Here is a 24,580-nt window from a genome sequence, read left to right on the forward strand (position 1 = left end):
TAACTATGCACACACTTGCTTCCGCAGGCACGCTCACAGCTGCCGTCGCAGCGGCGATACTGCTCGCCCCTGCCGCCCATGCCACTGCCCCCGGGGACAACGGCACCGTGAAGATTCACGATGCCAAGACCGGCGAAGAGCTCCGCAAGAACGAGCCGCACGTGTGCACCTTCTACCTCGACGCCTTCGGGTTCGACAGCACCCAGAAGGTCGACTGGCACATCGAGGCGTGGGCCCCGACCGCCCACGTCAAGGGCGAAACCGTGAAGTCCGGTTCGCTGACGCTCGACGCCGAGGGTCATGGCCGTACGCCGGACCAGTCCCTGCCCGACGGCCACTACAAGCTGTTCTGGAACTTCGACGGCGAACACGGCCGGGCCAAGCACAAGGTCTTCTGGACCGACTGCGGCGAGGGCAAGCCCGGCGGCGAGAAGCCCGGCGGCGAGAAGCCCGGTGGCGGCAAGCCGGGCGGCGGCAAGCCGACCCCCTCCGCCTCCGAGTCGACCCCCGCCAACCCGTCCTCCTCGTCCTCTTCCCCGTCCGGCCCGGCACAGCCGACCGAGGCGCCCACCGCATCCACCCCCGCGGGCACCGGCTCCACCCCGCCGGCTTCGGCCGCCCCGGCCGCCGCGTCGTCGTCGCCGTCCGCGCACGACGAAGGCAACCTCGCCGAGACCGGCACGGGAGCACCGGTCGGCCTGCTGTCCGCAGCCGCCGCCGCCCTCGTCGCGGCAGGCGCCTTCCTGGCAATCCGCCGCCGTAAGGCGCAGCAGCAGCACTGATACGCACCGCTGCCCGGCCGCCCCGCTGCCCCCGCACTCCGCGACGAGTGCGGGGGCAGCGGTACGTGCGAGGAGCTCCACGACGTGGGTCGGAGCGAAGTCCCGTACACGTGGCGGGACATGAAGAAAGTGCTGTACGGTGACGAAGTAATCACACTCCGTGTGCTCGCACGCACATGGAGCGGCCCCCGGCGGTGCGCCAACACCATTTCCGAGGGCCTACACCACCAGTGGAGCTGAGAGGCCACCGGAAATGCTGCGTCATGCTATCGCGCCCTCCGCGCGCTATACGAAGGCATCGAACGATGTCATCCGCCACCCGCGTCTGAACAGCGACGCGAAGCTTCTGCTCCTGTACGTGCAGGGCCTCCCCGACAACACCACCTTCAGGCCCTTGAGCGAACTGGCCCAGAAGATGGGCATCAAGGGCCGCGCGTACCAGAAGGCGAAGCAACAACTGGTCGAGAACGGCTACGTGCACGAGTGGCGCAGCCAGAGCGACGGTGGCCGTTGGATCACCGAGCAACTGGTGGCGAACAACCCCCTGACGACCGACCAGGCGTGCCGCTTACGCGAAGGCACCCCACCACTCCCGCTACCCGCACCCCGGTCACCGAGTACGCACTTTCCGACGGTCGGTGCACCGGCTCCCCGGACGGCCGGTGGCTATGAACCGGTAGAAGACCACAGTGATAAAACCACTCCCCACCCACCCTCCAAGCGCTCCGAATTCCCCGAACTCCCCGAGCTCTCGGAAGGCTCCGAAGCCCCCGAGCCCTCCGAAGCCCCCGAGCCCTCCGAAGCCCCCGAGCCCTCCGAGCCCTCCGAGCCCTCCGAGCCCTCCGAGCCCTCCGAGCCCTCCGAGCCCTCCGAGCCCTCCGAGCCCTCCGAGCCCTCCGAGCCCTCCGAACCGAGGCGCCCGGCCTCCACAGCCGACGCCGCCCAACTGGCCCGAGCCGAACGCGTCCTGCTCTCCCTGCGCCACTCCCGCCGCGAACTGCACCTGGGCGTACGCGAGGCCGCGAAGCTGGCCGTCGAGGCGGTCAAGTGGCTGGAGCGCGGCCTGAGCGAGTCCGACCTACGCCACGCCCTGCTCGCCGAACGCCCGGCAGAAGGCGTGCGCTCGGCCGTCGGCTTCCTCCGCTACCGCCTCGCCCAAAAACTCCCCGAGCCCCGCACACCCATCCAGTCCTACGAACCCGCCCGCCCCCGCGATCTGATCGAATGCCAGGCCCCGGGCAAGAAACACACCTTCCGCCCCCTGCTGGACGAGACGGAATGCACCCCGTGCCGCCTGGCCGCAGCAAACGCCATGTACTCCGAAGCCCCCTCACCGGAGCCCGACCACCTCCCATGGCGAGAACGCTTCGCACGGATCAACGCAACACCGACGGCCCTGCCGGGCGAGGCCTGACGGCTCGCACGTTTGTGATCGGCCTCGGCCTATGCTGAGCACATGTCCGACAATGGCGCACCACCGAACGGCTCGGACACTGAACAGCCCGGTGCCAACGCGGAGCTACCCGCAGTGCTGCACATCGCAGGGCTCGCGTTGAGCCGAGTGGAGAGCCCTCCGTCGCTGGCCTGCTGGACCGGCTACTTCCCGAATCCAGCGGGCACGGCCCCAGTCGCGACAAGCCTGCTGATCGAGCCGGCCGCCCCGCCGGACGAGGACACCCTCCAACTCGCTCACGACGTCGTGAGCCGTTTCGACGCCTTCGTCGACCAGGCTCTGGAGTACTGCCGCACCCGGCTCCGGGAACGACACTTCGAACTCACAACAGAAGAACTGAGCTGGCTGGACCTCCCGGAGCTGCCCCTGGGAGCTCCCGAGGCAACGGTGTGGGCCGACCAGACCTGGGCGATCCGCTTCACCGAGAGCCGGTTCCGGCTGGCAGACCCACACGGAATCCTCGTGACCTTCAACGGAACACAGCCCGCCGACGTCCAGGGCCTCGACGACGAGCAATGAACCGCTCGTCGGGCGGTGAGCCATCGGCTCACCCTCGTACAACTAAATCGAACGACGCGCAGATGCGACGGAGGCTCTTGTGCCCGCTGAGCCCGGTGTGTGATTCATGCACTCCACATCAACGTCGGTGAGTCGGCCGAAGGCTCAACGGCTCAGTAATGGTGAAGATCCCTCCGGGAGACGGCTTCTGGTGTTTCGACGACCGCCCCGTGGCCACCGAGGACCGGGCACGCCGAGCTGTGGCTGGACGACGCGAACACCATTGCCATCTGCCGGCGGGTATGGCAGACCCTGAGCGAATCCGCATTCTTCGGAGCCGAGGCGCAACGGGCGATCGCCCAGGCGCGTCGGAGCGCCGTCGCTCGCTGACGGCCGGTGTCACGCTCGATCGGACACCGGCCTACCGAGTGCGCAGAGAATTGACGAACCGCGTCCATGCGCTGTGACGTACGGATATGTGAGGCCGGCGGGGCTGCTTGGAATCCCTCACACCGACCGTCGATTGCAGGTCGGCGACCTCGACGCACTCGCCGCCCGTGCCGTTGCTGTAGCTGCTCTTCCGCCACTTCGGGGTGATGGCAGGTTGGTTCACGGAGAGTGCTCCTTCAGGGTTCTGCGAATCAGTGAGCTCGAACGCTCGGGGCTGAGAGCCAGTGCCCTGAGGTGGTCGAATGCCTTCACGTACAGGCTGACATCCGCAGCGCCTTCGAGGTAGACCGAGTCGGTCAGCCCTTCGCGGTACACGACGTCCGGATCTTCCTGCTCCGGAAACCCGAGGACCGTGAACGGGCCGGTGACGGGGTAGGCCCCGGCGTCGTACGGCAGGACCTGCACGGTCACGTTCCTGAGCCTCGCGATCTCCAGGATTCGTCCGAGCTGCCCCGCCATGACGGATCGATCTCCCACGACATGTCTGAGGGTGCTCTCGTGGATCACTGCCCAGAGATCCGGAGGGGTTTCGGTGGTCAGAAGCTGCTGCCGACGCATGCGTACGTCGACCAGGCGCTGGATCTCGTCGTCCGCCAGGTCGGCCGAGGCGCGGCTCAGCTCGGTTGCGTACTCCGCGGTCTGGAGCAGGCCGGGGATGAACTCCCCCTGGTAACTGCGGAGATCGGAGGCGGCCTGCTCCAGGCCCACATACACCGAGAACCACGACGGCACCGCGTCGCCGTGGGCGTGCCACCAGCCCTTGGTCTTCGATTCCTTGGCCAGGGACTTCAGCAGCTCGCGCAGTGCGTCGGCCGTGCCGTAGAAGCGACAGAGCGCATCCACGTCCGAGGGCTGCACGCGCCCCTGGCCCGTCTCCAGCCTGTTGACCTTGGAGCCGCTCCAGTCGAGTTCCTTGCCGACCTGGTTGCAGGTCAGGCCGCTTTCGTCGCGGAGCTTCTTGAGTTCGATCGCCAGCCGGCGTCGGCGAGCTGTCGGTGAACCGGCCACATCAACTTCCCTTCAGATAACGAAGGTTCCATCCCATCGAAAGTGGTCGGCTTCGCCTATCACCCGAAGGAGCGAATCTCGCCGTGCACGTTGCATAAGGGGATTGTCGCTTGGCATTGTCTGAGTTGAGATAACTGTGAGTCGCCGTGCTTCACGAACGGTGAAGTGCAGGTTCCTGCTCCGGTGAAAGGCGTGTGCTTGTGGCGAACGGAATCGACGGCTGCATGACGCGGAGGCGCTGGGAGCTGCCCTTCTTGGCGGAGCCCGAAGAGGTTGCCGCGCTGAGACGCGTCGTGCGGCTGCACCTGCGATTGTGGGGTCTGTCGGACGTGGCCGATGCCGCCGAGATCTGTGTGAGCGAGCTGGTGGCGAATGTAATTCGGCATGTCGGCGCGGGGACGCCGAGCACGCTCGTGGTCGAGATGAACGGCACGCGTCTACGGGTCGCGCTCCGCGATTCTGGAGCCTGCGCCCTTCCCACACTTCTGTCCGCCGGTCCGGACGACGAGTCGGGGCGTGGCCTGGCGATGCTGGCCGCCGTGTCGGAACGGTGGGGCGTGATTCCCGGCACGGAGTCCAAGCTCGTCTGGTGCGACCTGGCCACGCCCCTGATCTCGCCCGCCGGCCACATCGACGATCCGAGGGTTGCCAAGAGCGAGGCGTGCCTGACGCTCTACGCGGGTGGCCGTGAGGGCGAGCATCCTGGGGCGGGACGAGTGGGCGTCGCGGCCCACGAGGAGGCGGCGATCGATCTGATCGCCGACCTCCTCCACTGGCTGCGCGCGCACGGCCACGACCCCGACGAGGCGCTTGACCGCGCCCAGTCGCACTTCGAGGCCGAGCTCGGAGCGGCTGGATGACCGCGGGGTCAGAGTTGCAGTGCCTCGTGGAAGAAACCGATCGACGGATCCTCCGGGGTCCCTATCAGCAGCGCGCGGTCGAGCAGGCCGTTGTTGTGTTCGCAACTGGTCTCGGGCAACAGCACGCACGCGTGGCAAGCGGCGAGGTTGATGCCGCCGACCCCGCTCGCATGGGATTCGACGCAGAGAGGGTCGGCCGAACACCACTGGGATCTGCGCAGCGCCGAGTGCAACGACGGCTCCAGGCGATCGGGTTCCCCCTGGGCGACCAGGCCGCCGAGACTGCCGGCGGAGTCGCTGGTTGCCGTACAGATGAGTACGCCCGCCATGGTGCCGTCCGCGTACAGCCGCTCCCTCAGGGACGCGGCCGGATAACCACCGTCCAGGCTCCATTCGTTGATCAGCGCGTGGGACAGGGTGTGCAGAAGCACCATGCGGGGACTCGCGGGCGAGTCGGGGATCAGCTGTGCGTCCTGCGCGCGCTCGCGCAACATGCGCAGGTGGTTGTTCCTGATCCGCTCGACCCGGGCGGCGACCGCGGCGCTCCGTGCCCAGGAGTCGAGCCGCTCCTCGTCGAGTCGGAGGAATACGCCCTCGCCCTGGACCTCCATGGCGGGCAGCCAGTCCATCGGGGTCAGCGACAGAGGTGCTTCGTGCACGTCGACATGTGTGTCGGGGGTGTCCACCCGGGAGAACGACTTGAGGGCCCGGACCTCGCGCAGTCGCTTGACCAGCATCGGGCCCGTCACGCCGTACGGGGCGAGGGGGGACGTGGAAGAGCGCGGAGGCTCACAGATGAACTGTTCCTCGTGGTCCGACTCGCTCTCGGGCTTGCCCTCGCTCAGCCGCTCGTACTCCTGTTTCCGCAGCGTCACATAGGCGTGGTCCGTGCCCTGCTCCTGCTCGGGTGCCACGTCCTCGTGATTCTCGGCTTCGAGGAGGGCGAGGACCTTGTCGACGGAGAACTCGTACGTCTCCTTCATGGTCAATGCCTTGAGATAGATCTTGATCGCGGCGGGGTCCGACCCCAGTTCGCGGAGGTCCTGCCAGTACGGTTCGAGGCGGGCGGCCAGGCCGTCGCTCCACGGCGGAATCGACAACGCGGTCTTCACGATGGGCTGCCAGGCCACGGACGAACCACGCTGGAGCCCCCGAGGAGTCTCCGAACAGTGCTCCGTCGGGGCGTCCTTCAGCCACGGGCGCCGACCGCTGCAGAACACCTTCAGCCCGGACAGTGCCTGGCGGCGCAACGCCCCCTCCATCGAGACCTCGGGAATTCCGCAGGTGCAGGAGATCAGGATGGAACGGAGGGACGCGGTCTTCCCGCTGGTGCGCAACCGCATCTCGCCGCCGCAGAATCCCGAGTCGCCCTCCTGCCGATTACTGCGATGGGCCCACTTCCAGTACGGGAAGTCGTCGATGTGGCCCTGGGCGCATGCCATGACGAAGCGCGAAGGGACCAGTTCCTCGTCACAGTCCCCGCACTCGTTCTTTCCCGGAGGGGAGTTGAATCCGCGGACATGCTGCAGTGCGTTGCAGTTGGGGCAGGAGTGCCACAGGGGGAACCTTCGGACCCGGACGCCGTCCTTGCTGGTGTCGTCGGACGCGGGCGGGAGCCGGAAGGACTTCACCCCGAGGACACGGGCGAGCCGATGCTCGTGGATGGTCGGTGCCTCGCTGACGTTCCACGAGTCGATTCCGCTCACCATGAACGACTCGTTGTCGACAGCGACCAGCGAGCCGACACCGTACGTCGTGATCATCTGGGCGCGGCGCACGGAGCCCCGCCGGGGGTAGCTGCGCTCGGGCGCTCCGCCGCGACGGCGACGGGCAGGGGGAGGGGTCATCGGGTTGCCTCCATGAAAAGGGCGGACTCGGCGTCGACATCCCGCAGGCTCCACAGAGTGGGCCAGGCTTCCTCGTTCTTCTCGTCGTCGAACGAGCGGAGCAGGGACGGCGTCCTCCTGCCGCGTTTCGGTTCGTAGGTGAGTCCGCCGTGGGCCGCCGCCTCGTCCGCCCACCAGTCGACGAACTCGTCGAAGGCATCGGCCGTGGCCCGGTACTCGTCCTTGTCGACCTCGCCCACCCTGGCCAGCAGCGCTGTCCTGACGATGTGCTCCAAGTCGTCCCGGAACTCGTCGATCCGTCCGGCGCCGTCATTCGGGCGTGCCGCCGGGATCAGGATCCGGGCCAGCGCGACCACCACCGCGTGCAACCCGCGCTCACGGGAACGGGAGGAGAACGGCGTCACACTCGTCGATTCCACCTCGCGGTACAGGGCGGAGTGGAAGTGCTGGAAGCTCTCGTAGTGCGAACGGTCACGGGAACGAGCGGAGTTGAGCATGACCGCCACCAGGCCGGGGTGGCGTCGACCCACTCGGCTGGTCGCCTGGATGTACTCCGCCGTGGTCTGGGGCTGACCCATGACGGCCATCAGTCCGAGCCGGTCGACGTCCACCCCCACGGAGATCATGTTGGTCGCCAGCAGGACGTCCACGACATCGGGGTGCGGCAGCCGCTGCTCGATCTGCTTGAGACGGGTGGGCACCTCGCTGGAGTTGGCCCGGCTCGTCAGCTCGGTCTGTTCCAGGATCTTCCGCTGCTCGCTGCCGTCCCGCTCCGCCAGGTACGCCAGGTAGGCATCGACGTCGTCGTGGACCTGCAACTCCGCCGCGGCGAGCAGCCGGAGGCTGTTGAAGTACCCGACAAGGGTCCAGTAGGCGTCGCGCACCTCTTCGGTGGTGTCGGCGCGCGCCGCCTGATGGAGGAGCGTCGCGTAGGTACGGATGAGCAACGACGACTGACTTGTGCTGGGCGTGAGCAGACCGACGTACTGCCGACTCGCCTTCCGTTCCCGAGGTGTCTCCACGGCGAACCAGGAGTCCCGGGCATCCAGTCCGGCCGGCGGGAACTGCGAGACCTCGCGGTCGAAGAGTGCCTTGCCCTGCCGTGAGGCCCGACGGATCGTCGCGGTCGACGCGATCACCTTGGGGCTGTCCGCGAGCAGGTCCACGGCGGTCTCGTACAGGCCGGTGAGGGTGCCGAGGGGGCCCGAGATGAGGTGCAACTCGTCCTGGACGATCAGCTCGGGCGGTGGTGTCCCGTCGGTGCGGTCACGGTTGAAGAGGGCAGCCGTCTGCTCGCGCCACGGCATCGCGGCGAACTTGTCGACGGTGGCGATCACCAGTGTCGGACGGGCGTCGTAGACGGCCTCGTCGACCAGGTGGACGGGCAGGCCCGCGTGGAAGTCGCACCAGGTGTCGGGGCAGCGGACGTGCATCCGCCGGGCGTCCTCGTCGACCTCGTACTGGAAGGCGTCGAGACGGGTGCCGCACCAGGGGCAGGCGTGGAGCTGGACCGGATTCTTCTCCTGGAGCTGCTTGCCCTTGCGGAGCTCGTTCAGGCTCTCCTCGGCCACCGACAGCTTGTTGGGGGTGGCGGACTGGCCGACCCACATGCCGATGGAGATGGGCTCGGTCCCCAGGGTCCGCTCGTCGCCCAGGCGAACGCGTTCCATCGCGCAGATCAGCGCGGCGGCCCGCTCGAACTGCTGAAGGGTCAGCAGACGCAAGGTGTAGCGCATGAGCACCGTGACGCCGGCGCCGCGCTCGCCGAGCCGAATGCGTCGCAGGAACGTGGTGAAGGCGATCAACCCCAGGTACGCCTCGGTCTTCCCGCCACCGGTGGGGAACCAGAGCAGGTCGGCGACCTCCCGGTCCTCGTGGTCGGGGTCGACGATCCCCTCCAGGCACAGCAGCATGAAGGACACCTGGAAGGGGCGCCAGCGGCCCAGGGTCTCGTCGGGGGTGCCGTCCCGCCCGTTCCGCACCCACTCGCTGCGGGAGCGCTGCTGGGCCATCGCGCGGTTGGCGAGTCTGAACGCCCTCATCGCGTCCGGCTGGGTGCCGAGGACCCTGATGCCGTGGCGCATCCGACCGAGAGCCGTGCGGCACTGCTCGATCTGCTCACGCGCCGGCGGCTCGTGAGCCGTGCCGGCGAAGGCGTCCGCCTCCGCCTCCTTGCGGTCGATCCACTCGGCGTAGCCGGACATCAGGCCGTTCAGCGCGGCGAGCACCTCGGTCTCCGGCAGCGTCGCCAGACCGTGCATCGTGAGCGCGGAGTCGTCGATGTCGGGGTTGGAGTCGGTCAGCAGCACTTCGCGGGCCGGGACGAATTCGGTCCGTACGCAGGCCGTCTCGGCCCGTTTCGTGTTGGGCGCCCCCACGGGGGGCGGCGTCCAGTCCCAGTCGGCCGCGCACCCGTGCCCCATGGCGAAGGTGGGCGCGTGCCGATGGAGGAGCCTGCTCGCCGCTACTTCCGGGTCGTTCGCCCGTCGGTCCGCGGGACGTTCCACGAACGCGGTCGCACCCGAAGGAGTGGTCACGGTGAGACGCGGCTGGTAGAGACAGAAGGCGTCCTGGAGTTCCCGCTCGCCGACCTTCTTGGAATTGATCAGTGTGACGGTGACCGTGACGGTCCCGGTCGACGCGGACGCGGGACGTACGAGGACCTCGATGTTCACGTCCCCGTCCGTGTCGAGCGGATCGGGTCGGTGCGTGCGCGGATCCGTGACATCGATCGTGACCGGGCGGAGATCCAGCACGCGACGCCGCCAGTGCTCGTTCTGCTCGGAAGTGCTGCGCGCCTCGGCCCGCTTGGCCGTGATCGTACGTCCCTGCGGATCGACCGGGTCGTAGGCCGCAGCCCCCGCGTGCACGACGATGCTCGAAGAGACGGCGGGATCGACGGCGAAGGTCAGTCCCATGGACGAGGGGCGCCTGTCACCGGCGAGCGGTGCACCGGTGTCGGGGACGGCCTCCTCCACGTCCCTGCCGCCTCGGACGAGGGGACTGGCGTCGGAGCCGTCGTCCTCGGAGGCGTCGTCGCGGAGCGCGTCCGAGGCCTCTTCGTCCGCGGGACGTGGGAACAGCACCCCGATCGGGTAGGTCGTGATCGGGGGATCCTGCGTCAGGATCTCGTCGGGAGCCCCAGGACCCAGCAGATCCTGCCGGAGCTGCGCGACGAGCCCCTCGCGCACCGCGTAGTGAGCGGAATGCACGTTGTCGTCCTTCATCGGCCTTGTTCCTCCTGGGAGTTCTTCCTGACTCGCCTGTAGCGCCCGAGTCCCGACAGGCGCGGCACCATCCAGATTCCGTGATCACCGAGTCCGGCGCGCGCGCCCGATGCCGTGCTGCCGGCCACGCTCTCCAAGCAGTCCACCCTGAACCCGGTGATCGAAACAGGCCAGTTGATGTCCCATGTCTTGTTGATCTTCAAGGACGCGTACAGGTCCTTGCGGAACTGCTCCGACACCACCGCGATCGGCCGGTCCTCGTGGAGGACCGTGTACGGGGGGCTCTGGTCGGCGGCGACGGGCAGCTCGTGCTGGGCCCGGAGAACCAGCTCGTCGCCGGGGGAGACCGACGAGGTCAGATAGTCCTGGACCGCTCCGGCATCGTCCGAGAACCCGTCCGTGCCCGGCGGGTGCTCGCGGCACACATCCCGCCCCGTGGCCGCGATGCCGTCGCGGATGTAGGACTTCCAGCCCCCGAGGTACCAGCGGTCGGTCGCGCGGTCCTTGCGGATGAGCGCCGTGTCCGGTGCGGCGATACGGAACAGGTCGTCCCGGGAGCGGGTCATCGCGACATAGAGCGCCCTGGCCTCGGCCGCCGGATCCACGTGGCTGTGCTGCTTGCGCAGCTCGGCCATCGGCGCGGGCTCGACCACGATCACGCGGTCGAATTCGAGCCCCTTGGCCCGGTGCACCGTCGACACCACCAGATCGGCGGGTTCGACGGCGGCGAGATCGTCGGGGAAACGTCCCTCGGCGACCAGTCGGCGCACGGCCGGAACATCGAGGAACCCACGTGGCCCGCGTGCCGCACCGCGCAGAGAACGCCAGATCCGTGCGCGATCGCCGACCGGCGGTGTCGGGCATTCGGAAAGAAGCGCCTGGAAACGCTCCTCGGCCAGGGTGGTGGATCCCGTCCCGCGCAGCACGGAGGCGACCCACGCGGGAACGGGACGATCCTGGAGGGCCCGCTGCATCCAGTGTTCCGCCCCCAGGGAGAACAGCGCGTCCGAAAGCACCAACGCCTGCCGGTTGTCCCTGCACAGGATCGCGCACGTACCGGGATACTCCCGCAGCGAGCTGATGGTGAAAGGGTCCTCCGGGGCGCCGAAATCCGGGCACGAGCGCAGGAGATCGACCAACTTGCGGTGGAACTCCTCTCCAGCCGCGTCCGATTCCGCCGACTCGGACGGCAGTCCCTGCAGCGCACCGCCGAGAGACAGAGCGGTACGCGCTTCGTCGGTGCGGGCCCGGAAGTTGGTGGAGAGATGCAACTCGACCAGGTCGTCCACGAAGGACGCGCGCAACCAGTCGAAGAAGTAGTTCGTCTCCGCGGCACGGGCGTCCTCGTCGGACACCTGGAACCCGAAGATCGCCTGCGCCCCGTCGCCCACCACCGTGAAGCCGCAGCTGTCCTGGAACCGATCGATCAGCGTCTCCACCATGTCCCTGCGGTCGCCCACCAGGTCCTGGACCTCGTCGATCACCACATGCGCGGGAGCGCCCTGCTCTCCGGCCTCGACCGCCCCGCGGAGGATGGCTTCCGTGGTCTCCCTGATCCGCTCGTCGAACCGGAGCCCGCTCCAGTCACGGTCCGGCTGCTCGCTCCGCAGCACGGAGTACGCCCAGGAGTCGAAGGTCTGGACCCTGACCCGACGGGCCCGGCGCGCGTGGAGTGCGATCCGCTCGCGCAACTCCCGGACCGCGGCCCGGGAGAAACTGAGGACCAGGATCTCGCCGGCTTCGAGCGCCGCCTCCTCGTCGCCCACGAGGGCATCGAGGCGACGGACGAGCGTGTGCGTCTTGCCCGCACCCGCGCCCGCGGTGACCAGCAGCCGGGCGTCCCACGGCTGGTCGACCACCGCCTGCTGCTCTGCCGTGAGGGGCGGGCTGCCGAGGTAGGCGTCGCTCACTTCGCCCTCCACAGGTGCTCGAACTGCGTGAAAGCGAGCGCCTTGTCGTAGTTGGTGATGTTGTCCCGGACATTGAGGATCAAGCAGGTCTCCTTGCCTCCGTTGCCGGGGCCGCGCAGACCGCGACCGATCATCTGCTGGTAGACGTTCGGACTGTAGGTGGGACGCGTGATGACGACCGCGCGGGTGGCCGGGGCGTCGAACCCCTGGGTCAGGACGCCGTAGTTCGTGAGTACCCGGACCCGCCCCCGGCGGAAGTCGTCGATGCTCTTCCTGCGTTCGCCGGGGGATGTGGTCGAGTCCACCGAAGCAGCGGTGATGTCCAGGTCCTTGAGCTTGGCGGCGAGGAACTTGGCGTGGTCCACGGACGTGGCGAAGACCAGCACGGGCCAGTCGGCCGGCATGTTTCCGATCTGTTCCAGGATCCGGTTGTTGCGGTCCTGGTCCTCGGCCAGACGTTTCTCGGCGGCTTTCGAAAGCAGGCTCATCTGATCGGCCTGTTCCTTCTCCACACTGGTCAGCACGATGGTGCCACCCAATAGTTCCTTGTGGGTGACCCGGGCCAGCATGCCGAGATCTTGGAGCTCGGCGTACGCGTCCCCCGACGGGAAGACCCCGTCGTCGAGCCGCTGTGCACCGAAGCGCTGGACCAGACGCCTGGTCTCCTCGTCGTTGGTGTTGCGGAAGGGGGTGGCGGTGAGTCCGAGGAGGTGGCGTTGCGTCTCGCGGGCGGTCAGACCCAGGTGGGCCAGGATCTCCGTGTACTGGGGAGAGATGGCGACGTGCGCCTCGTCCACGATGACGAGGCAGGCCGACCTGAGCCAGGCATACCCTTCCGTGCCCAGGCAGTTGCGCAGCTTCGCGTCCGTCGCGACCACGAGGTGAGGGCGGTCGCGGACGGGCCCGGCCTCGTTGGTCGTCCAGAGCCTGCTGATCGTCAGGGGAGACTCGGCGCCCACCTTCGACCAGACGAAACTCCAGCTCTGGACCGCCTGCTCGCACAGTTCCTCGGTCTGGGCGATCCAGAGGATGGGACCGGCCAGCTCTCCGACCTGCTTGATCCAGCGGATGACGGCTTCCGCGGCGACCCGGGTCTTGCCGGCGCCGGTGGGCAACGAGAGCATCCCGCGCTGCGGTGTGAATCGGTCGAGCATCGCGAAGACCTTCGTCGCGAGGCGCTCCTGGTAGTCGTGCAGGCGAGGGAACTCCGTCGGGCCAGCGACCTCGACCCTCGGCGGGAGCGAAGGAGCCCTGGCACCCGCGAAGGAGTCGGGGAACCCGAACTCGGAGACGAACTTCACCGCGGGCGAGGAACCGGTGAAACTCGACGGCGCCTGGCCGGGGAACGCCGCCAGGAGGTCTTTGGCATGCGTCTGCAGGACGCCGTCGCCGTGCGCGTTGTACGCCATGCGGGCGATGCGACGGGCGGACGGTTCGACGCCGCCGAGCTCGGCACGTTCGCTCTCCAACAGCCCCGGGGGCAGTCCCTCGCGGAGTGCGGTCGCACCGATGAGGAGCTCCAGCTTCTCCTCGACGCTCTGCGCATCCCGGACCCGGCGCAGGGAAGCCTGCAACTGCTGGTCCGCCTCCTCACGTTCCTGGGCATCGAGGACGGCCTTGCACCCGGACTCCCCCAGACCCCAACGCAGCTCCTTGTCGACGGCCATCAGCGCGGCGAGCCGGCTCTCGGGTTCGAGGACGAGGACGGTGGTGCCCTGGAGCGCGCTGCTGAGCGGAGTGGCCCGGGTTCCCTGAGGCGTGCGGGTCAACTCCTCCAGTTCCGAGCAGCGCAGCAGTCTGTAGTTGTTGATCGAATTGCCCTTGCGCCGGCGAAGCGTCGGGAACTCGTCGTGCAGGGACGTGGGTTCACCGATCCCCACGTGCCGGTTTTCCTTGCTGATGACATCGGCGTAGCGGAGCATCCCCCACGTCTTGACCAGCAGCGCGGCATCCTCCGCGTTGCCCGCGAACAGCGCCGGGAGCTGTTCGGCGCGAAGCGCCCGGTACTCCGCGTCGGTGGCGGCCACCGCGATCTCGTGATCCTCGCGGCCGGACCACTCGGACCCCACCCTGCAACGGGTGAGCTCACCCTCCGGGAAGTCCACCTCCAGGCGGGTCAGCATCACGTAGGTGCGTCCGACGAAGGTGTCGTCGTCGCTGCTTCCGAGCTGTTCGAGAAGCCGGTCCCACTGGTTCCTGGGGACGTCGTCCACCAGGACCGGCAGATGCAGCTTGCGTGCCTTCTCCGCACTGATGTCGGCCACGGGAAGGACATCGGCGTAGGCGTGGAGCTGTGGACCCACAGCGCTGGAGAGCGGGACGACGCCCTGCGAGGTGGGAACCCTGCCATGGCGTACGAGCATCCAGCGCAGGGGCGAGTAGATCGCCTTGCGAGTGGAGACCTGGGCGCCGAACTGCATGGTCCAGGTGTCGATGACGCTCGCGTCCGGCAACGCCTTGACGAAGGCGGCCCTTCCTTCGTCGGACAGCAGCTCCAGGAGGTGCAGCGGCCCGCCGACGGGGGAGCCGTCCAGCTTGAGCCGCTGGATGGAGGGGCGGCCCGCGCTGCTGCTCAGCGTCTTGCAGTAGCTGTCGAAAATGGCCGTGCGGTACTCGTCGAACCACTGTTCCGTCGAGGGGCGGTGCCCGGAGGTCGGTACCGGGCGCAGGCCGAAGTCGTGGAAGACCATCCTGTCGTCGGAGTGGAACTCCAGGTCCACGGCGATCGAACCGTCCCGGGATCCGTTGCCGGGAACGACCGGCCCCGGCAACAGGCAGTCCTCCATGCGGTGGAAGCGACCGTCCACGGTGCGCACGAACAGCGTCGTCAGGGGATCGGGGACGCGGGCGCGGATCTCTCCGCTGACCTGGCTGCCACCCGCGCTGTGGAACAGTTCCCAGAAGCGGGTCCAGTCCTGCGGGCCGTAGCCGCCGAAGCCCTGCTCCAGGACGCCGATGAAGCGGCCTCGGGAGTCCGCTTCCTGGATGCCGATCTCGGTGAGATCGCTGATCAGGGACTCGTCCTCGGACAGTCTCCGGTCGACGTAGGTCGTACCGTCCCGCAGGCCGTCCTGAACCGTGCGGCGGAAGACCTTGCCGACGACCGCGGGCACGAACCCGCTCTCCTCGGTCAGCACGATGCGTGCCGAGCGGGCCTCGGCGGCGAAGGGAGATGCTTCCCGGACCATCGCGGCGAGGATCCGGATCGCGACGGCGGAGGCCTCGGCCGTACCGGACGACACGAGCGCCTCCAGCCATTCCCGTACCGTCGCACGCCCCTGCTTGGTCTCTTCGAGGATGTGCCCGACCTTGCCGGCACGGAACTCGGCGGCCTCCACCGAGGGGTGGATCCAGTTCGACGGCCGCCCCGGACAGGCGTTCCACATGCGGAGCCATTCGAGCTTGAGCGGCAGCTTGTTGCGCAGGGGAGCGGGGTGGATCCTCAGATCCCGGGGGGTCCGCAGGATGCCGTCCTGATCCGGGAGGGACGGAAGCTGTGCCGCCAACTTCCAGATCTGCTCGGTCAGATACCTGTCGGCCCAGTTCAGGGTCTCCGATTCCCTGGTCCGGCCGGGAAGCAGGGGAAGGTACGCGCCCGGGTCCTCGGCCGGGGCCAGCTGCGGCAGCGACTCGACCACCAGCCGTGCCGCCACCTGGATGATCTCCTGGTTGAACGGACTGGAGTCCAGGAGGTTCTGTCGATCCTCATTCGTCTTCCACGCGCCGTTGAGGGCACCGCTCAATGTCATGGGGTACTTCGTCGGGAAGAACGACCAGAACTCGCCGCGGCCCTTGGGGGCGACGAGCACGGTGTCGCCCGTGTAGTCCGGAACGGCCCAGGAGATGTCGATCGTCCCGCGGTCGTGCATCTCGCCGGCGCTCGCGCGGGCCTTCTCGGTGGGGCTGTGGGCGTGCGTGAAGACCTTCCAGGTCGAGCGCGATTCCGGCTTGCCCGTTCGCGTCTCGTTGATGGTGTGGTGGGAGCCCTCGTGGTCGACCGTGATCTCACGGCGGACCGGCGGCATGGCGCGGGTGTCCTCCAGGACCACCGTCCCGACGTGGTGGGAGAAGAGCTGGAACCGTGCGGGGAACTCCTGCCGGGCCTCGCCCCTGTCCGTGGAGGCGTGCATGTCGTGACCGAGCCGCTCCGCCGCCCCCGGCAGCAGGGGGAGCCGGACGACGGTGGTCGCCCAGCCGAGCAGGGCGTCGAGGACGGAATCCTCCATGCGCTCCTTCGCGGCGTCCAGCGGACGGGCCATGCGCAGCACGGGTGCCTCGAACGTCTCGTCCGGTGCGGTCCCGCGCGCCTTCCGGATCTCCTCGTACGACCATGCCCGGTCGAATCCGAACGAGCCGGACGTGCTGAAGAACTGAGGGGTGTCCGTCACGGCCAGGATCGATTTCACGCCGACCCCGAAGCGCCCGATCTGCCCCCCACGCTTTTTCGACACACTCATCCGGAGAATGGTCTCCGCGCCTTCGGGCGTGACGGCCGTTCCCTCGTTGGCGCAGTAGAGATGGGTCCTCGTGAGGACGACATGAACCCTCCCGCCGGGGGATTCGGCGATCTCGTCGGCGGCATTCTGCACCAACTCGAACAACTGGCGGTCCCCGTACCCGCCTTGAGTGATCCGCCGCTCACCGTTGGCATGCTCCAGGATCAGCCCCGGGTCCACGCGGTATGTCTCCAGCACGCGCGTCGACTGTTCGACGATCTTGCGGATGACGGGCGAGGTGCCCGAACTGCCCGTCGCATCGGGGTGGTTCAAAGTGATCCCATTCCATTGCCGTGAACTGAGCGCGGAGAGCCGGGGCCGGCCGCTGCGGGGTGCGGCCGACCGACAAGTGAACGATAGACGTGGAGTCTGACGATGTGTCGGGTCAGTCCAGTTCGAGGATGACGACGAGAACGACCCGAGGGCGCGCACGCGGGTACCGGCGGCGTCCCTGGCCCCTGTTCGGCGGGCGGGTCACGACGACCCGGGGGCGACGACGCGTGCGGAGGATGCGGCGGCGTGCTTCCCCGGACCGCGCGGAGGCGGTGGGCCCGTCCTGCGGCGGGGTGGACTTCGCGGCCCCGCGCTCGGCGTCCCGCCTGCGCCGGAGGGCATCGATGTAGGGGCGGGTCGTGCCGATGGCATCCAGGAACTCGGACCGCAGCCAGGGGTCCTCGGTGGAGTCGTACTGGTCGACGATGTCGAAATCGTCCCCGGACTCGGGGGATTCGGGCATGGTGGTACCCCTACTTCTCGCGAACATTTGCGCGTTGTCGGCTCGGGCGGTTTCGGAAGATGGCGCACGTGCAGAATGGCTGAATGCACACGGGGTGACGAGTGCGAATTCCGCGAAATGAATGAAGTTTCCGGGGTGGTGATGGTGAATTCGTGATGCGGATGGATCGAATCCCACTCCCGCCGCTTACGCAAGGAGTCGGGGGAATATTTTTTCTGTGCTGCGTGGCGGGCAAAAAAACTGGTTCCGGTGTCCGGCATGCCGAATAAGGCCTCTTGAAATCGATGCCGATTCCAGGTGGCCAGGCTTTGCCCGCCTTGACCGTACACGACCATTTGCGAACGCCGCAAGAACGTTTCACCGCAGGTCTGCGAGCTTCACGGGGTGGGCAATTCGGGCCATCGGGGAAATTCTGGGTAATCGGTGCATTCTCGGACTTGGTTCGAATCCTGGGTGCTATGCGACATCTTTTTGATGGAGTGGCGGGAACCGTTCTGGGGCTCCAGGCGTGATGTCAATCAGGATTGTCATCCGGCCGGGCTCGTCAAATGGGCGTGTACGGTTGGCCCATGAGCAGCGCGGCAGCCGAGGAGTGGTGACGTTGGAGAGCGGCATGGATTTCGGTCCCTGGCTCGCACGGCAGCTGAAGCAGTCGCACATGAGTCAGGCCGAGCTGGCCCAGCGTGTCGGGCTGACGCGAGCGGCGGTCTCGGCCTGGATCACCGGGCGCGCGACGCCTCGCGAGGAGACCATCGCGAAGATCGCGGAGGCTCTCGACACCGACCTGGGAACCATCCACACCCGTACCGCCGACACCTTGGCCGGCCTCCCGGTCTCCTGGTCCCACCGTCCTGGATACGCCGACGGGGGCCGCGACTTCGGCAACGCGGCGGCCTTCGCCTTCGAGGCCGACGTCGAGGTGCTGGCGCGCGAGGCGACGCAGAACAGCCTCGACGAGCGTCTCGACCTCAACCAACCGGTCCGCGTGCGCTACACGCTGCACGAACTGACGGGTGAGGCACTGGCCCGATTCCGCGACGAGATCCGCTGGGACGATCTCCTCCCGCACTACGAGGCGGCGGCCGCCCAGGACCAGAAGGTCGGACGGGTGATCGCCGCCGGGCTGCGCGACATGTACGAGCGCGACCGGCTGGTCCTCCTCCGCGTCGACGACTACAACGCCTCCGGACTGACCGGCGACGACTACGAGACCGGTCGGTTCGCAGCGGTCGTCCGCCGCCAGCTCGACAGCCACAAGTCGGCGAGCGGCGCCGGTGGTTCGTACGGACTCGGCAAGGCGACGCTCTGGGCGACGAGCCGGCTCGGCCTCGTGCTCATGAACTCCACCCTGTCCGAACCGCACGAGGGACGCACCGAACGACGCCTCATCGGTCGGCTGGATCTGCCCTGGCGGGAAGTGGACGGACAACCCTGGGCCGGCCCCGCCTGGTTCGGTCGGCCCGACCCGGACGCGAAGGACGCCGACGTCACCCGCTCGTGGTGGGCCGACGAGGAGAGTGTCGAGCGCCTCCATCTCACGCGCGAGAGCGCCGAGCCGGGCACGTCGTTCCTGGTTGTGGGCGCTCACGACGTGGCGAGCCTCGTCGAGGGGACCGAGCGCAACGACGACGTCGAGGACGACGACAGCGTTCATCGCATGCACCACCGGCTCCTGGAGGCCCTCGGACGCAACTTCTGGGCGGCCATGACCGGCGGGGGAACACAGCGGCCTCTGCTGGAGGCCTCCGTGCGGACGCTCCGCAACGGAGCGGAGATCTTTCCGGAGACGAGGGTCGACCCGCGGGTCACCCAACCCTCGCGGACGCGTGCGCTGCAGGCATTCCTGGACGGTACGACGGTGGAGCGACTGACCGAATCCGGGCAGGTGGCCATGGCGGCCGTGCCGCTCGTCGTGCCCGGACGCACCGGACACGGAAGCGGCGGTGAGCACCAGGCGGTCCTGCTGGTCACGGAGGCCGACGACCGCGACGACGGGAAGCCGAACAGGGTGACGACGATGCGGGGCAACCGCATGACGGTCAAGGCGGGTTGGGTGCCCGGACTGCCCGTCGGCACCAACCCTTTCCAGGCCGTGCTGCTCGCCGGCAACGCGGCGGGCGACGACGCCCCCTTCGCGGACGAGGCCGAGGCGTTCCTCCGGGCCTCCGAGCCGCCCGAGCACGACAAGTGGGGGCAGACGGAAGAACTGCGGATGCTGTACTCGCCGTCCGCCTACCGACGGATCGCCGCACTCACCAACCAGACCAACAAGGCCGTGCGCGACCTGGTCGCGCTGCCCAAGAAGAAGCGCAACGGTGGCTCGGAGCGGCTGCGCAAGAGCCTGTCGGTGGGAGGGCGGAAAGCGGCACGACCCACGACAGCGGCGGGGCCGCCGACACTGGAGGAGCTCGACGCCCGGATCGACGGCGAGGGCGCGTGGTGTGTCACGGCCGAGGTGAGGATTTCCGCAGGCGGCGATTCCTGGCGCCCCGCGCCGGTGGCCAAGCTGGACGTGCGCTCCGGTCCCCGGCCGGTTCTGGCCTGGTCCGAGCTCGTCGCCGTGCACAACTGCGAAGTGGTCGACGGTGCGATCCACTTCGCGCCCGGCGCGCGCAGCGCGACCTTTCGGGGAACCACGGACGTGTCCACCCATCCGGTACGGGCCGCGTACAGCGGCCTCGTCGTGGAACTCCGTACCGACAAGGGGGGCCAGGCATGAGGGTCTATCCGTACAGGCGACTTCCCGGGGTCGTCTCGCTCCGGGTCAATGCCGTCGAGCTGAGGGGGCCGGGCGAGATCCGGGAACCGCTCGACACCAGCGCGTTCTCCGCCGTCGAGCAGGTGGTCGCTCCCGGAGCGGCGGGGCGGGACGAGTGGGAGAGCGTCCGCCTGACGCTCTCGGCCACCGTCCCGGGCAGGGCCACCGATCCGGATGGCCCCTGGTCCGACGTCGCGGTCGTCGCCGTCCTTGCCGAAGGAGCCACCAACGCCCGGACCACCGTCTGCCTGGAGCCCCGGGCAGAAGGCGGCCGTGAGTGGACCGGTCGCCTCGACCTGTGGCGCGTGGACCATCTCGACCGGGCCACGATGTCGGTCCACGTGGTCGCCACGGTGGACGGAGTGCCGGGACGCGTGATCGCCGCCTCCGAGAAGGACTGGATCATCGACCTGAAGGCCGATGCGCCCCTGCGCGAGCGGGAGCTCGACGTCGCCGAAGTCGGTTTCCGGGAGGGGCCGGAGTGGCTGCGCCCCTTCAGGGACGTGCCCTGGATCGTCGACACCTCGGGCGATCTGCCGGCCGTACACGTGAACACCGATTTCGAGGGCATCACCGACCTCGTCGGTGGCAACGGCTCACCGGTCGACAACCTGGTCCGCGATCTGCTGATCGCCCAGATGTGCACGGACGTGTGGACCGCCGTGTTCCACACCGCCATCGGCGATCTGGAAATCGAGGACGACGGGACGCCGCTCTTCCCCCTCGACTGGCGGGGCGAGGTCCTCCGCGAGATGCTCCCCGACGTCGTTCCCGGCCGTCCGCTGGAGGAGGCGCTGCGCGAGGTCCACCGGCGGAGGACCGGGACATCGGGGTGGACCGATCTCCAGCCCCGGATCCACTACGCCGCGACTCGCAGGGCCGACGTACCCAAGGCCCTCACCGCCACGATCCGTGGCCTGGACCGACTCCACCGGGGGACCGACGCATGACCGACAAGCCGATCCACCTGCCCGGCCGACTGGCCCTGCTCGCGGACCTCAACGCCGCGCAGTACCTCACCGACGGGCTACTCACCGGCAAGGAGGACGTTCCGGCGATCGGGCTCAACAAGATCACTGAGCCGCTGCCCGGGGAGGAGGCCCGGGGGGCGCTGATGCCGGTCCGTGACCTCGTTGACGACGCGCTGCACGAGTTCAGGGACGGCAGGCCGACCGCGGCCGATGCCTGGCTCGCGCCTCGGCTCCACGCGACCCTGAGACTCAGCCGCCGCGAGGCCGCCGACCGCAGGTTGTGGAACTACCTGGCACTGGGCGTGGCCCCCGACTACATCGTCTGGCGTCACATGCCGGAACCCAGAAAGGACGGCGAGGTCCCGAAGGTCGCGGCCACGCGATTCCGCGGCGCGGCCTACACCCAGGCGTTCGCCCGGCTCTGGTGGGCGGCCGAGCTGTTCAGGAACGGGGCGGACTACGGGCCGGTGGTGACCGTCTGCACCCACCAGGACATGCTCAACACGGCGCTGCGGCTCGATGCGATCGACCATCGGCCGACGGCACAGGCGCTGGTGCGCCTGATCGATTGCGGCACCGTGAGCACCGGCCGGGAGATCAACGCGCTCACACGGGCCGTCAACGCCTCCGCGGCCACGCTCATGTACGACGTCCTGGCTCCGGACACCGATCGGGACGGCCGACCGTCGCAGGAATGGATCGCCGCCGCGGAATGGGCGCCGGCCGTCCCGCGCAGGGCGCTTCCGGAGGGACCGGACGAGGAACGGGTTCCGGAGGATTCCGTCGCCACGCTCGTCGACCACTTCGCGACGCTCTTCGCCGATGCCCCCGTGCGCGGCAGGGAGGCGGCCGACGACGAGGCCTGACACCGGGCCCGGCCGAAGACCTCAGACGTCCTCGGCCGGACGCGGGCCCTCCGGCTTCCACTCCTTCAGCAGCGTGTACCACTTCTCCCGAGGCGGTTCGCGCAGCAGAGCCATGCTCAGGATGTGGAGCGAGAGGCGGGGCGGGATCGCGTTGCCGATCTGCTGGGCCACATCGGTGGACCGCCAGGGGTACGCGGCCGGGAACGACTGGAGGAGTCCGGCCTCTTCGAACGTCAGCCGTTCCAGCTCCTCGCCGTCCTCCTTCACACCCGAATCGCCTTCTTTCAGGAGGAAGAGACGGTTACGTCGTACCTTGCCTGTGATCGTCGGTGCGGGGTCGTCGGAAGTGCGTCGCCCCCGCTTCTTGGGATCCCCGCCGGAGCCGTAGTTGGAGACCATGACGAAGTCATCGGGGCGCGTCGCGCGCAGAGCGTCCCCCATGGAAACCCATGGCGCGACCGTTCCGCCGTCGTGCGGGACCGGGAACAGTGAGCCGTCCTGGTGGTCGGGTGCCGGTGCCTGTCGCTCGGCACCCTTCTTGTACCGCTGGTGCGTCGCTTCCGGGAACCGGACCTTGCGATGAACGTTCTCCGGGTCGTACTGAGCGATCAGCACAGCACGCCGGCGCGCCTGCGGTACGCCGAAGTCCTCGGAGTGCAGGACGTGGGCATCGGCCGCGTAGCCGGCCCGCCTGAGAATCTTGACGTAGTGCTTCCATACCGGCATCACGGTGGGCACCTGTTCCAGGACGACCACGTCGTACGGCCTGCCACGCTTGAGCTTTGCTTCCATGATCCAGCGCAGTGGCTGGAGCACGAACCCCGTGCGGTTGTCGGGCATGGCGTCCGTCTTGGTCTTGACCTCGCTCCACGCGACATCGAACGCGGCCTCGTCCTCGTGGTCGGCCAGCTGCGTGGCCAGGCGCAGCACGGTGTCCAGCTCCTTGTGGCCCTTCCGGCTTCCCGCGACGGAGAACGACTGGCAGGGCGGCCCACCGGTGAGCACCGTCGCGTGAACGACCGAGGGGTCGCACGGGCCGAGCTCGGCGACATCCTTCACCTCGGTGGTCAGCAGACCGGCGGCGGCCCGCGTCGCACGCGTGGCAGGGTCCCATTCGACACCGATGCTCTCCACTCCCTCGTCCCGCATGATCACGGCGGCGATGTCGAGGCCACCGGGCCCGGCGAAGAGATCGACGATCCCGAATTTCGCAGGCGGAAGCGAGTGGCGAGGGGCGTGGGTCATGGTGTGCAAGTGTAGCCGGCGTTCAAGATCACTCCGTCCGATGTTTCCAGGGCGGCCGCCCCGCTCCCGATCACGGGCTCAGGGCCGCGGCGATCGCCAGCCCGAGTGCCGTCCCGACCGGCGGGGGAGAGGCGTGGCCGATCTGCCGGTAGCGTGCGGTCTTCTTTCCCGCGAACTGCCACTTCGACGGGAACGCCTGCAGCAGGGCGGTCTGCGGAACCGTGAGTTTGATCATTTCCGAGGGGTCGGCCTCCGGGCCCGGGACCTCGTCGGCCAGCGCTCCGCCGTTGACCCTCATGCGTTCCCAGGCCTTCTTCGTTCCCGTGGGTCCCAGATCCGCCCCTCCCCGGTTCTCCGAGCCGCCCACGAGAGTCGGAGCGACACTCAGGGCCTGCGTCGCCCACGCGTCCGCCCCCGACCAACCGCGAGCGGCCATGGAGTCGCGCAGTGCGGGGCCCACCGGAGCATGGCTGTCGACCGTCGGAACCGGCGGGCTGAACGCGTCGAAGTACTGCTGCTTCAACGCGACGAGCACTCCCTGCTTACGGTCCTGCGGCACGCCGAAGTCAGCCGCGTTCAGTACGAACCAGAGGAACCGGTACCCGAGATGTTCGAGTTCCTTGCGGATGAATTCCCGCACGTCCTCGAACTCCGGGGCATCCACCAGCCCCGGCACGTTCTCGATGATCAGGGCGCGCGGCTGGACGGAATGCGCGAGGAGCACGGCTGCTTCCAGAAGGCGCAGTTCCTCACCGCTCTCCGCCCTCGCCGCTGTCGCGCTGGACTTGACCCGCGGCAGCCCGGCCGAGAGCAGATCGACGTCGTAGGTCTCCGGGTACTCGTCCGGCACGAAATCCAGAAGGTCCATCTCCAGGATCTTCCAGGCCGGTCGATTGAGCCGCAGCGTCTCGCAGGCCACCGGCTTCCTGTCCAGCAACAGCACCGGCTCGAAGCCCGCCTGCTCCAGCCCCAGCGCCAGTCCCCCCGCTCCAGCGCACACATCCACAAAACGAAGCCCGCTCACTCGTCCCCACTCCTGCGTCGCGTACGGCGGACAATCCCTGCCCGGTCGACGGCCCTCGCCACCTGCTCGGCCACCCCGCCCGGGGCCTCGTGCTCCCAGAACCGCAACACCGTCCACCCCTCCCCGGCCAGATGCTCGCTCGTCTCCCGGTCCCGCGCCATGTTCCGTTCGAGCTTCGCGCGCCACCACTCGGCGTTCGACTTCGGTTGCGTGGCGTGAACAGGGCACCCGTGCCAGAAGCACCCGTCGATCAGCACCGCCACCTTCGCCCGGGTGAAAGCGATGTCGATGGTCCGCCGGGACATCCCCGGCACCCGCTCGTTGACCCGGTAGCGGTAGCCGGAGGCGTGCAGCAACTTGCGGACCGCGACCTCCGGCTTGGTGTCGCGGCTCGCCTGTCGGCTCATTCGGGCGGAGACCTCGGGGGAGGAAGGCTTCGCGGTACTCAT

The 24,580-nt window shown here is 68.5% G+C and carries 17 protein-coding genes; 7 read left to right on the top strand and 10 right to left on the bottom strand.

Annotation, left to right across the window (positions count from 1 at the left end; translation table 11 throughout):
- Nucleotides 1-5: 5 nt before the first annotated feature.
- The 3 genes from OG842_RS24790 to OG842_RS24800 all read left to right on the top strand — a co-directional run bounded on the left by OG842_RS24790 (nucleotide 6) and on the right by OG842_RS24800 (nucleotide 2,754).
- Entirely contained in the window at nucleotides 6-782 is a 777-nt protein-coding gene (locus OG842_RS24790) for an LPXTG cell wall anchor domain-containing protein (protein ID WP_328512484.1), read from the top strand.
- 253 nt (nucleotides 783-1,035) lie between these two features.
- Nucleotides 1,036-2,196: a hypothetical protein gene (locus OG842_RS24795; protein WP_328512485.1), complete on the top strand. Its 1,161-nt coding sequence runs from the start codon at nucleotides 1,036-1,038 to the stop codon at nucleotides 2,194-2,196.
- A gap of 42 nt (nucleotides 2,197-2,238) precedes the next feature.
- Nucleotides 2,239-2,754, top strand: coding sequence for a hypothetical protein (locus OG842_RS24800; RefSeq protein ID WP_328512486.1), 516 nt, complete (start codon nucleotides 2,239-2,241; stop codon nucleotides 2,752-2,754).
- Between the two features lie 400 nt (nucleotides 2,755-3,154).
- Here the strand turns inward: OG842_RS24800 and OG842_RS24805 are convergent, their stop codons facing one another.
- Both OG842_RS24805 and OG842_RS24810 read right to left on the bottom strand, forming a co-directional pair.
- Nucleotides 3,155-3,346: a DUF397 domain-containing protein gene (locus tag OG842_RS24805; protein WP_328512487.1), complete on the bottom strand. Its 192-nt coding sequence runs from the start codon at nucleotides 3,344-3,346 to the stop codon at nucleotides 3,155-3,157.
- Nucleotides 3,343-4,191 (bottom strand): helix-turn-helix domain-containing protein, encoded by an 849-nt coding sequence (locus OG842_RS24810; protein WP_328512488.1) that lies wholly within the window; start codon nucleotides 4,189-4,191, stop codon nucleotides 3,343-3,345. Before OG842_RS24810 ends, OG842_RS24805 begins: the two co-directional genes overlap by 4 nt.
- A 224-nt stretch (nucleotides 4,192-4,415) precedes the next feature.
- On the opposite strand from OG842_RS24810, the gene OG842_RS24815 reads away from it, so the two are divergent.
- Nucleotides 4,416-5,051: an ATP-binding protein gene (locus OG842_RS24815; RefSeq protein WP_328512489.1), complete on the top strand. Its 636-nt coding sequence runs from the start codon at nucleotides 4,416-4,418 to the stop codon at nucleotides 5,049-5,051.
- An 8-nt stretch (nucleotides 5,052-5,059) separates the two neighbouring features.
- Here OG842_RS24815 and OG842_RS24820 read toward each other — a convergent pair whose 3' ends face one another.
- The 5 genes from OG842_RS24820 to OG842_RS24840 all read right to left on the bottom strand — a co-directional run bounded on the left by OG842_RS24820 (nucleotide 5,060) and on the right by OG842_RS24840 (nucleotide 17,267).
- Complete coding sequence (locus tag OG842_RS24820; protein ID WP_328512490.1) at nucleotides 5,060-6,898, bottom strand: DUF1998 domain-containing protein; 1,839 nt, start codon at nucleotides 6,896-6,898, stop codon at nucleotides 5,060-5,062.
- Nucleotides 6,895-10,125 (bottom strand): helicase-related protein, encoded by a 3,231-nt coding sequence (locus OG842_RS24825; protein WP_328512491.1) that lies wholly within the window; start codon nucleotides 10,123-10,125, stop codon nucleotides 6,895-6,897. Before OG842_RS24825 ends, OG842_RS24820 begins: the two co-directional genes overlap by 4 nt.
- Nucleotides 10,122-12,035 (bottom strand): UvrD-helicase domain-containing protein, encoded by a 1,914-nt coding sequence (locus OG842_RS24830; RefSeq protein ID WP_328512492.1) that lies wholly within the window; start codon nucleotides 12,033-12,035, stop codon nucleotides 10,122-10,124. The genes OG842_RS24825 and OG842_RS24830 overlap by 4 nt, the downstream gene beginning before the upstream one ends.
- Nucleotides 12,032-16,804 (bottom strand): DEAD/DEAH box helicase, encoded by a 4,773-nt coding sequence (locus tag OG842_RS24835; RefSeq protein WP_328512493.1) that lies wholly within the window; start codon nucleotides 16,802-16,804, stop codon nucleotides 12,032-12,034. Before OG842_RS24835 ends, OG842_RS24830 begins: the two co-directional genes overlap by 4 nt.
- 112 nt (nucleotides 16,805-16,916) lie before the next feature.
- The gene (locus OG842_RS24840) at nucleotides 16,917-17,267 is read right to left on the bottom strand and encodes a hypothetical protein (RefSeq protein ID WP_328512494.1); all 351 of its coding nucleotides are present in this window, start codon (nucleotides 17,265-17,267) and stop codon (nucleotides 16,917-16,919) included.
- A 613-nt stretch (nucleotides 17,268-17,880) separates the two neighbouring features.
- On the opposite strand from OG842_RS24840, the gene OG842_RS24845 reads away from it, so the two are divergent.
- The 3 genes from OG842_RS24845 to OG842_RS24855 are packed head-to-tail and all read left to right on the top strand — an operon-like array spanning nucleotide 17,881 to nucleotide 21,862.
- Nucleotides 17,881-19,986 carry a helix-turn-helix domain-containing protein gene (locus OG842_RS24845; protein WP_328512495.1) on the top strand — a complete coding sequence of 702 codons (2,106 nt, stop codon included), beginning with the start codon at nucleotides 17,881-17,883 and terminating at the stop codon, nucleotides 19,984-19,986.
- Nucleotides 19,983-20,975, top strand: a complete 993-nt coding sequence (locus tag OG842_RS24850) for a hypothetical protein (RefSeq protein ID WP_328512496.1) — start codon at nucleotides 19,983-19,985, stop codon at nucleotides 20,973-20,975. The genes OG842_RS24845 and OG842_RS24850 overlap by 4 nt, the downstream gene beginning before the upstream one ends.
- Nucleotides 20,972-21,862, top strand: coding sequence for a DUF6339 family protein (locus OG842_RS24855; protein ID WP_328512497.1), 891 nt, complete (start codon nucleotides 20,972-20,974; stop codon nucleotides 21,860-21,862). Before OG842_RS24850 ends, OG842_RS24855 begins: the two co-directional genes overlap by 4 nt.
- Nucleotides 21,863-21,883: 21 nt before the next feature.
- Here OG842_RS24855 and OG842_RS24860 read toward each other — a convergent pair whose 3' ends face one another.
- From OG842_RS24860 to OG842_RS24870, 3 genes are all read right to left on the bottom strand, one after another.
- Entirely contained in the window at nucleotides 21,884-23,107 is a 1,224-nt protein-coding gene (locus tag OG842_RS24860) for a DNA cytosine methyltransferase (RefSeq protein ID WP_328512498.1), read from the bottom strand.
- 70 nt (nucleotides 23,108-23,177) lie between these two features.
- Entirely contained in the window at nucleotides 23,178-24,131 is a 954-nt protein-coding gene (locus OG842_RS24865; RefSeq protein WP_328512499.1) for a DNA cytosine methyltransferase, read from the bottom strand.
- On the bottom strand, nucleotides 24,128-24,580 hold the full coding sequence (locus tag OG842_RS24870; RefSeq protein ID WP_328512500.1) for a very short patch repair endonuclease: 453 nt from the start codon (nucleotides 24,578-24,580) through the stop codon (nucleotides 24,128-24,130). The genes OG842_RS24865 and OG842_RS24870 overlap by 4 nt, the downstream gene beginning before the upstream one ends.

This window comes from Streptomyces sp. NBC_00376 (genome assembly GCF_036077095.1).
Lineage (GTDB): Bacteria > Actinomycetota > Actinomycetes > Streptomycetales > Streptomycetaceae > Streptomyces.

Excerpts from the sequence above, each read along its gene's own strand:
- OG842_RS24790 (WP_328512484.1), top strand. The coding sequence starts at position 6 with ATGCACACACTTGCTTCCGCAGGCACGCTCACAGCTGCCGTCGCAGCG.
- OG842_RS24855 (WP_328512497.1), top strand. The coding sequence starts at position 20,972 with ATGACCGACAAGCCGATCCACCTGCCCGGCCGACTGGCCCTGCTCGCG.
- OG842_RS24825 (WP_328512491.1), bottom strand. The coding sequence starts at position 10,125 with ATGAAGGACGACAACGTGCATTCCGCTCACTACGCGGTGCGCGAGGGG.
- OG842_RS24845 (WP_328512495.1), top strand. The coding sequence starts at position 17,881 with ATGGATTTCGGTCCCTGGCTCGCACGGCAGCTGAAGCAGTCGCACATG.
- OG842_RS24840 (WP_328512494.1), bottom strand. The coding sequence starts at position 17,267 with ATGCCCGAATCCCCCGAGTCCGGGGACGATTTCGACATCGTCGACCAG.
- OG842_RS24800 (WP_328512486.1), top strand. The coding sequence starts at position 2,239 with ATGTCCGACAATGGCGCACCACCGAACGGCTCGGACACTGAACAGCCC.
- OG842_RS24820 (WP_328512490.1), bottom strand. The coding sequence starts at position 6,898 with ATGACCCCTCCCCCTGCCCGTCGCCGTCGCGGCGGAGCGCCCGAGCGC.
- OG842_RS24860 (WP_328512498.1), bottom strand. The coding sequence starts at position 23,107 with ATGACCCACGCCCCTCGCCACTCGCTTCCGCCTGCGAAATTCGGGATC.
- OG842_RS24815 (WP_328512489.1), top strand. The coding sequence starts at position 4,416 with ATGACGCGGAGGCGCTGGGAGCTGCCCTTCTTGGCGGAGCCCGAAGAG.
- OG842_RS24850 (WP_328512496.1), top strand. The coding sequence starts at position 19,983 with ATGAGGGTCTATCCGTACAGGCGACTTCCCGGGGTCGTCTCGCTCCGG.
- OG842_RS24795 (WP_328512485.1), top strand. The coding sequence starts at position 1,036 with ATGCTGCGTCATGCTATCGCGCCCTCCGCGCGCTATACGAAGGCATCG.
- OG842_RS24870 (WP_328512500.1), bottom strand. The coding sequence starts at position 24,580 with ATGAGTACCGCGAAGCCTTCCTCCCCCGAGGTCTCCGCCCGAATGAGC.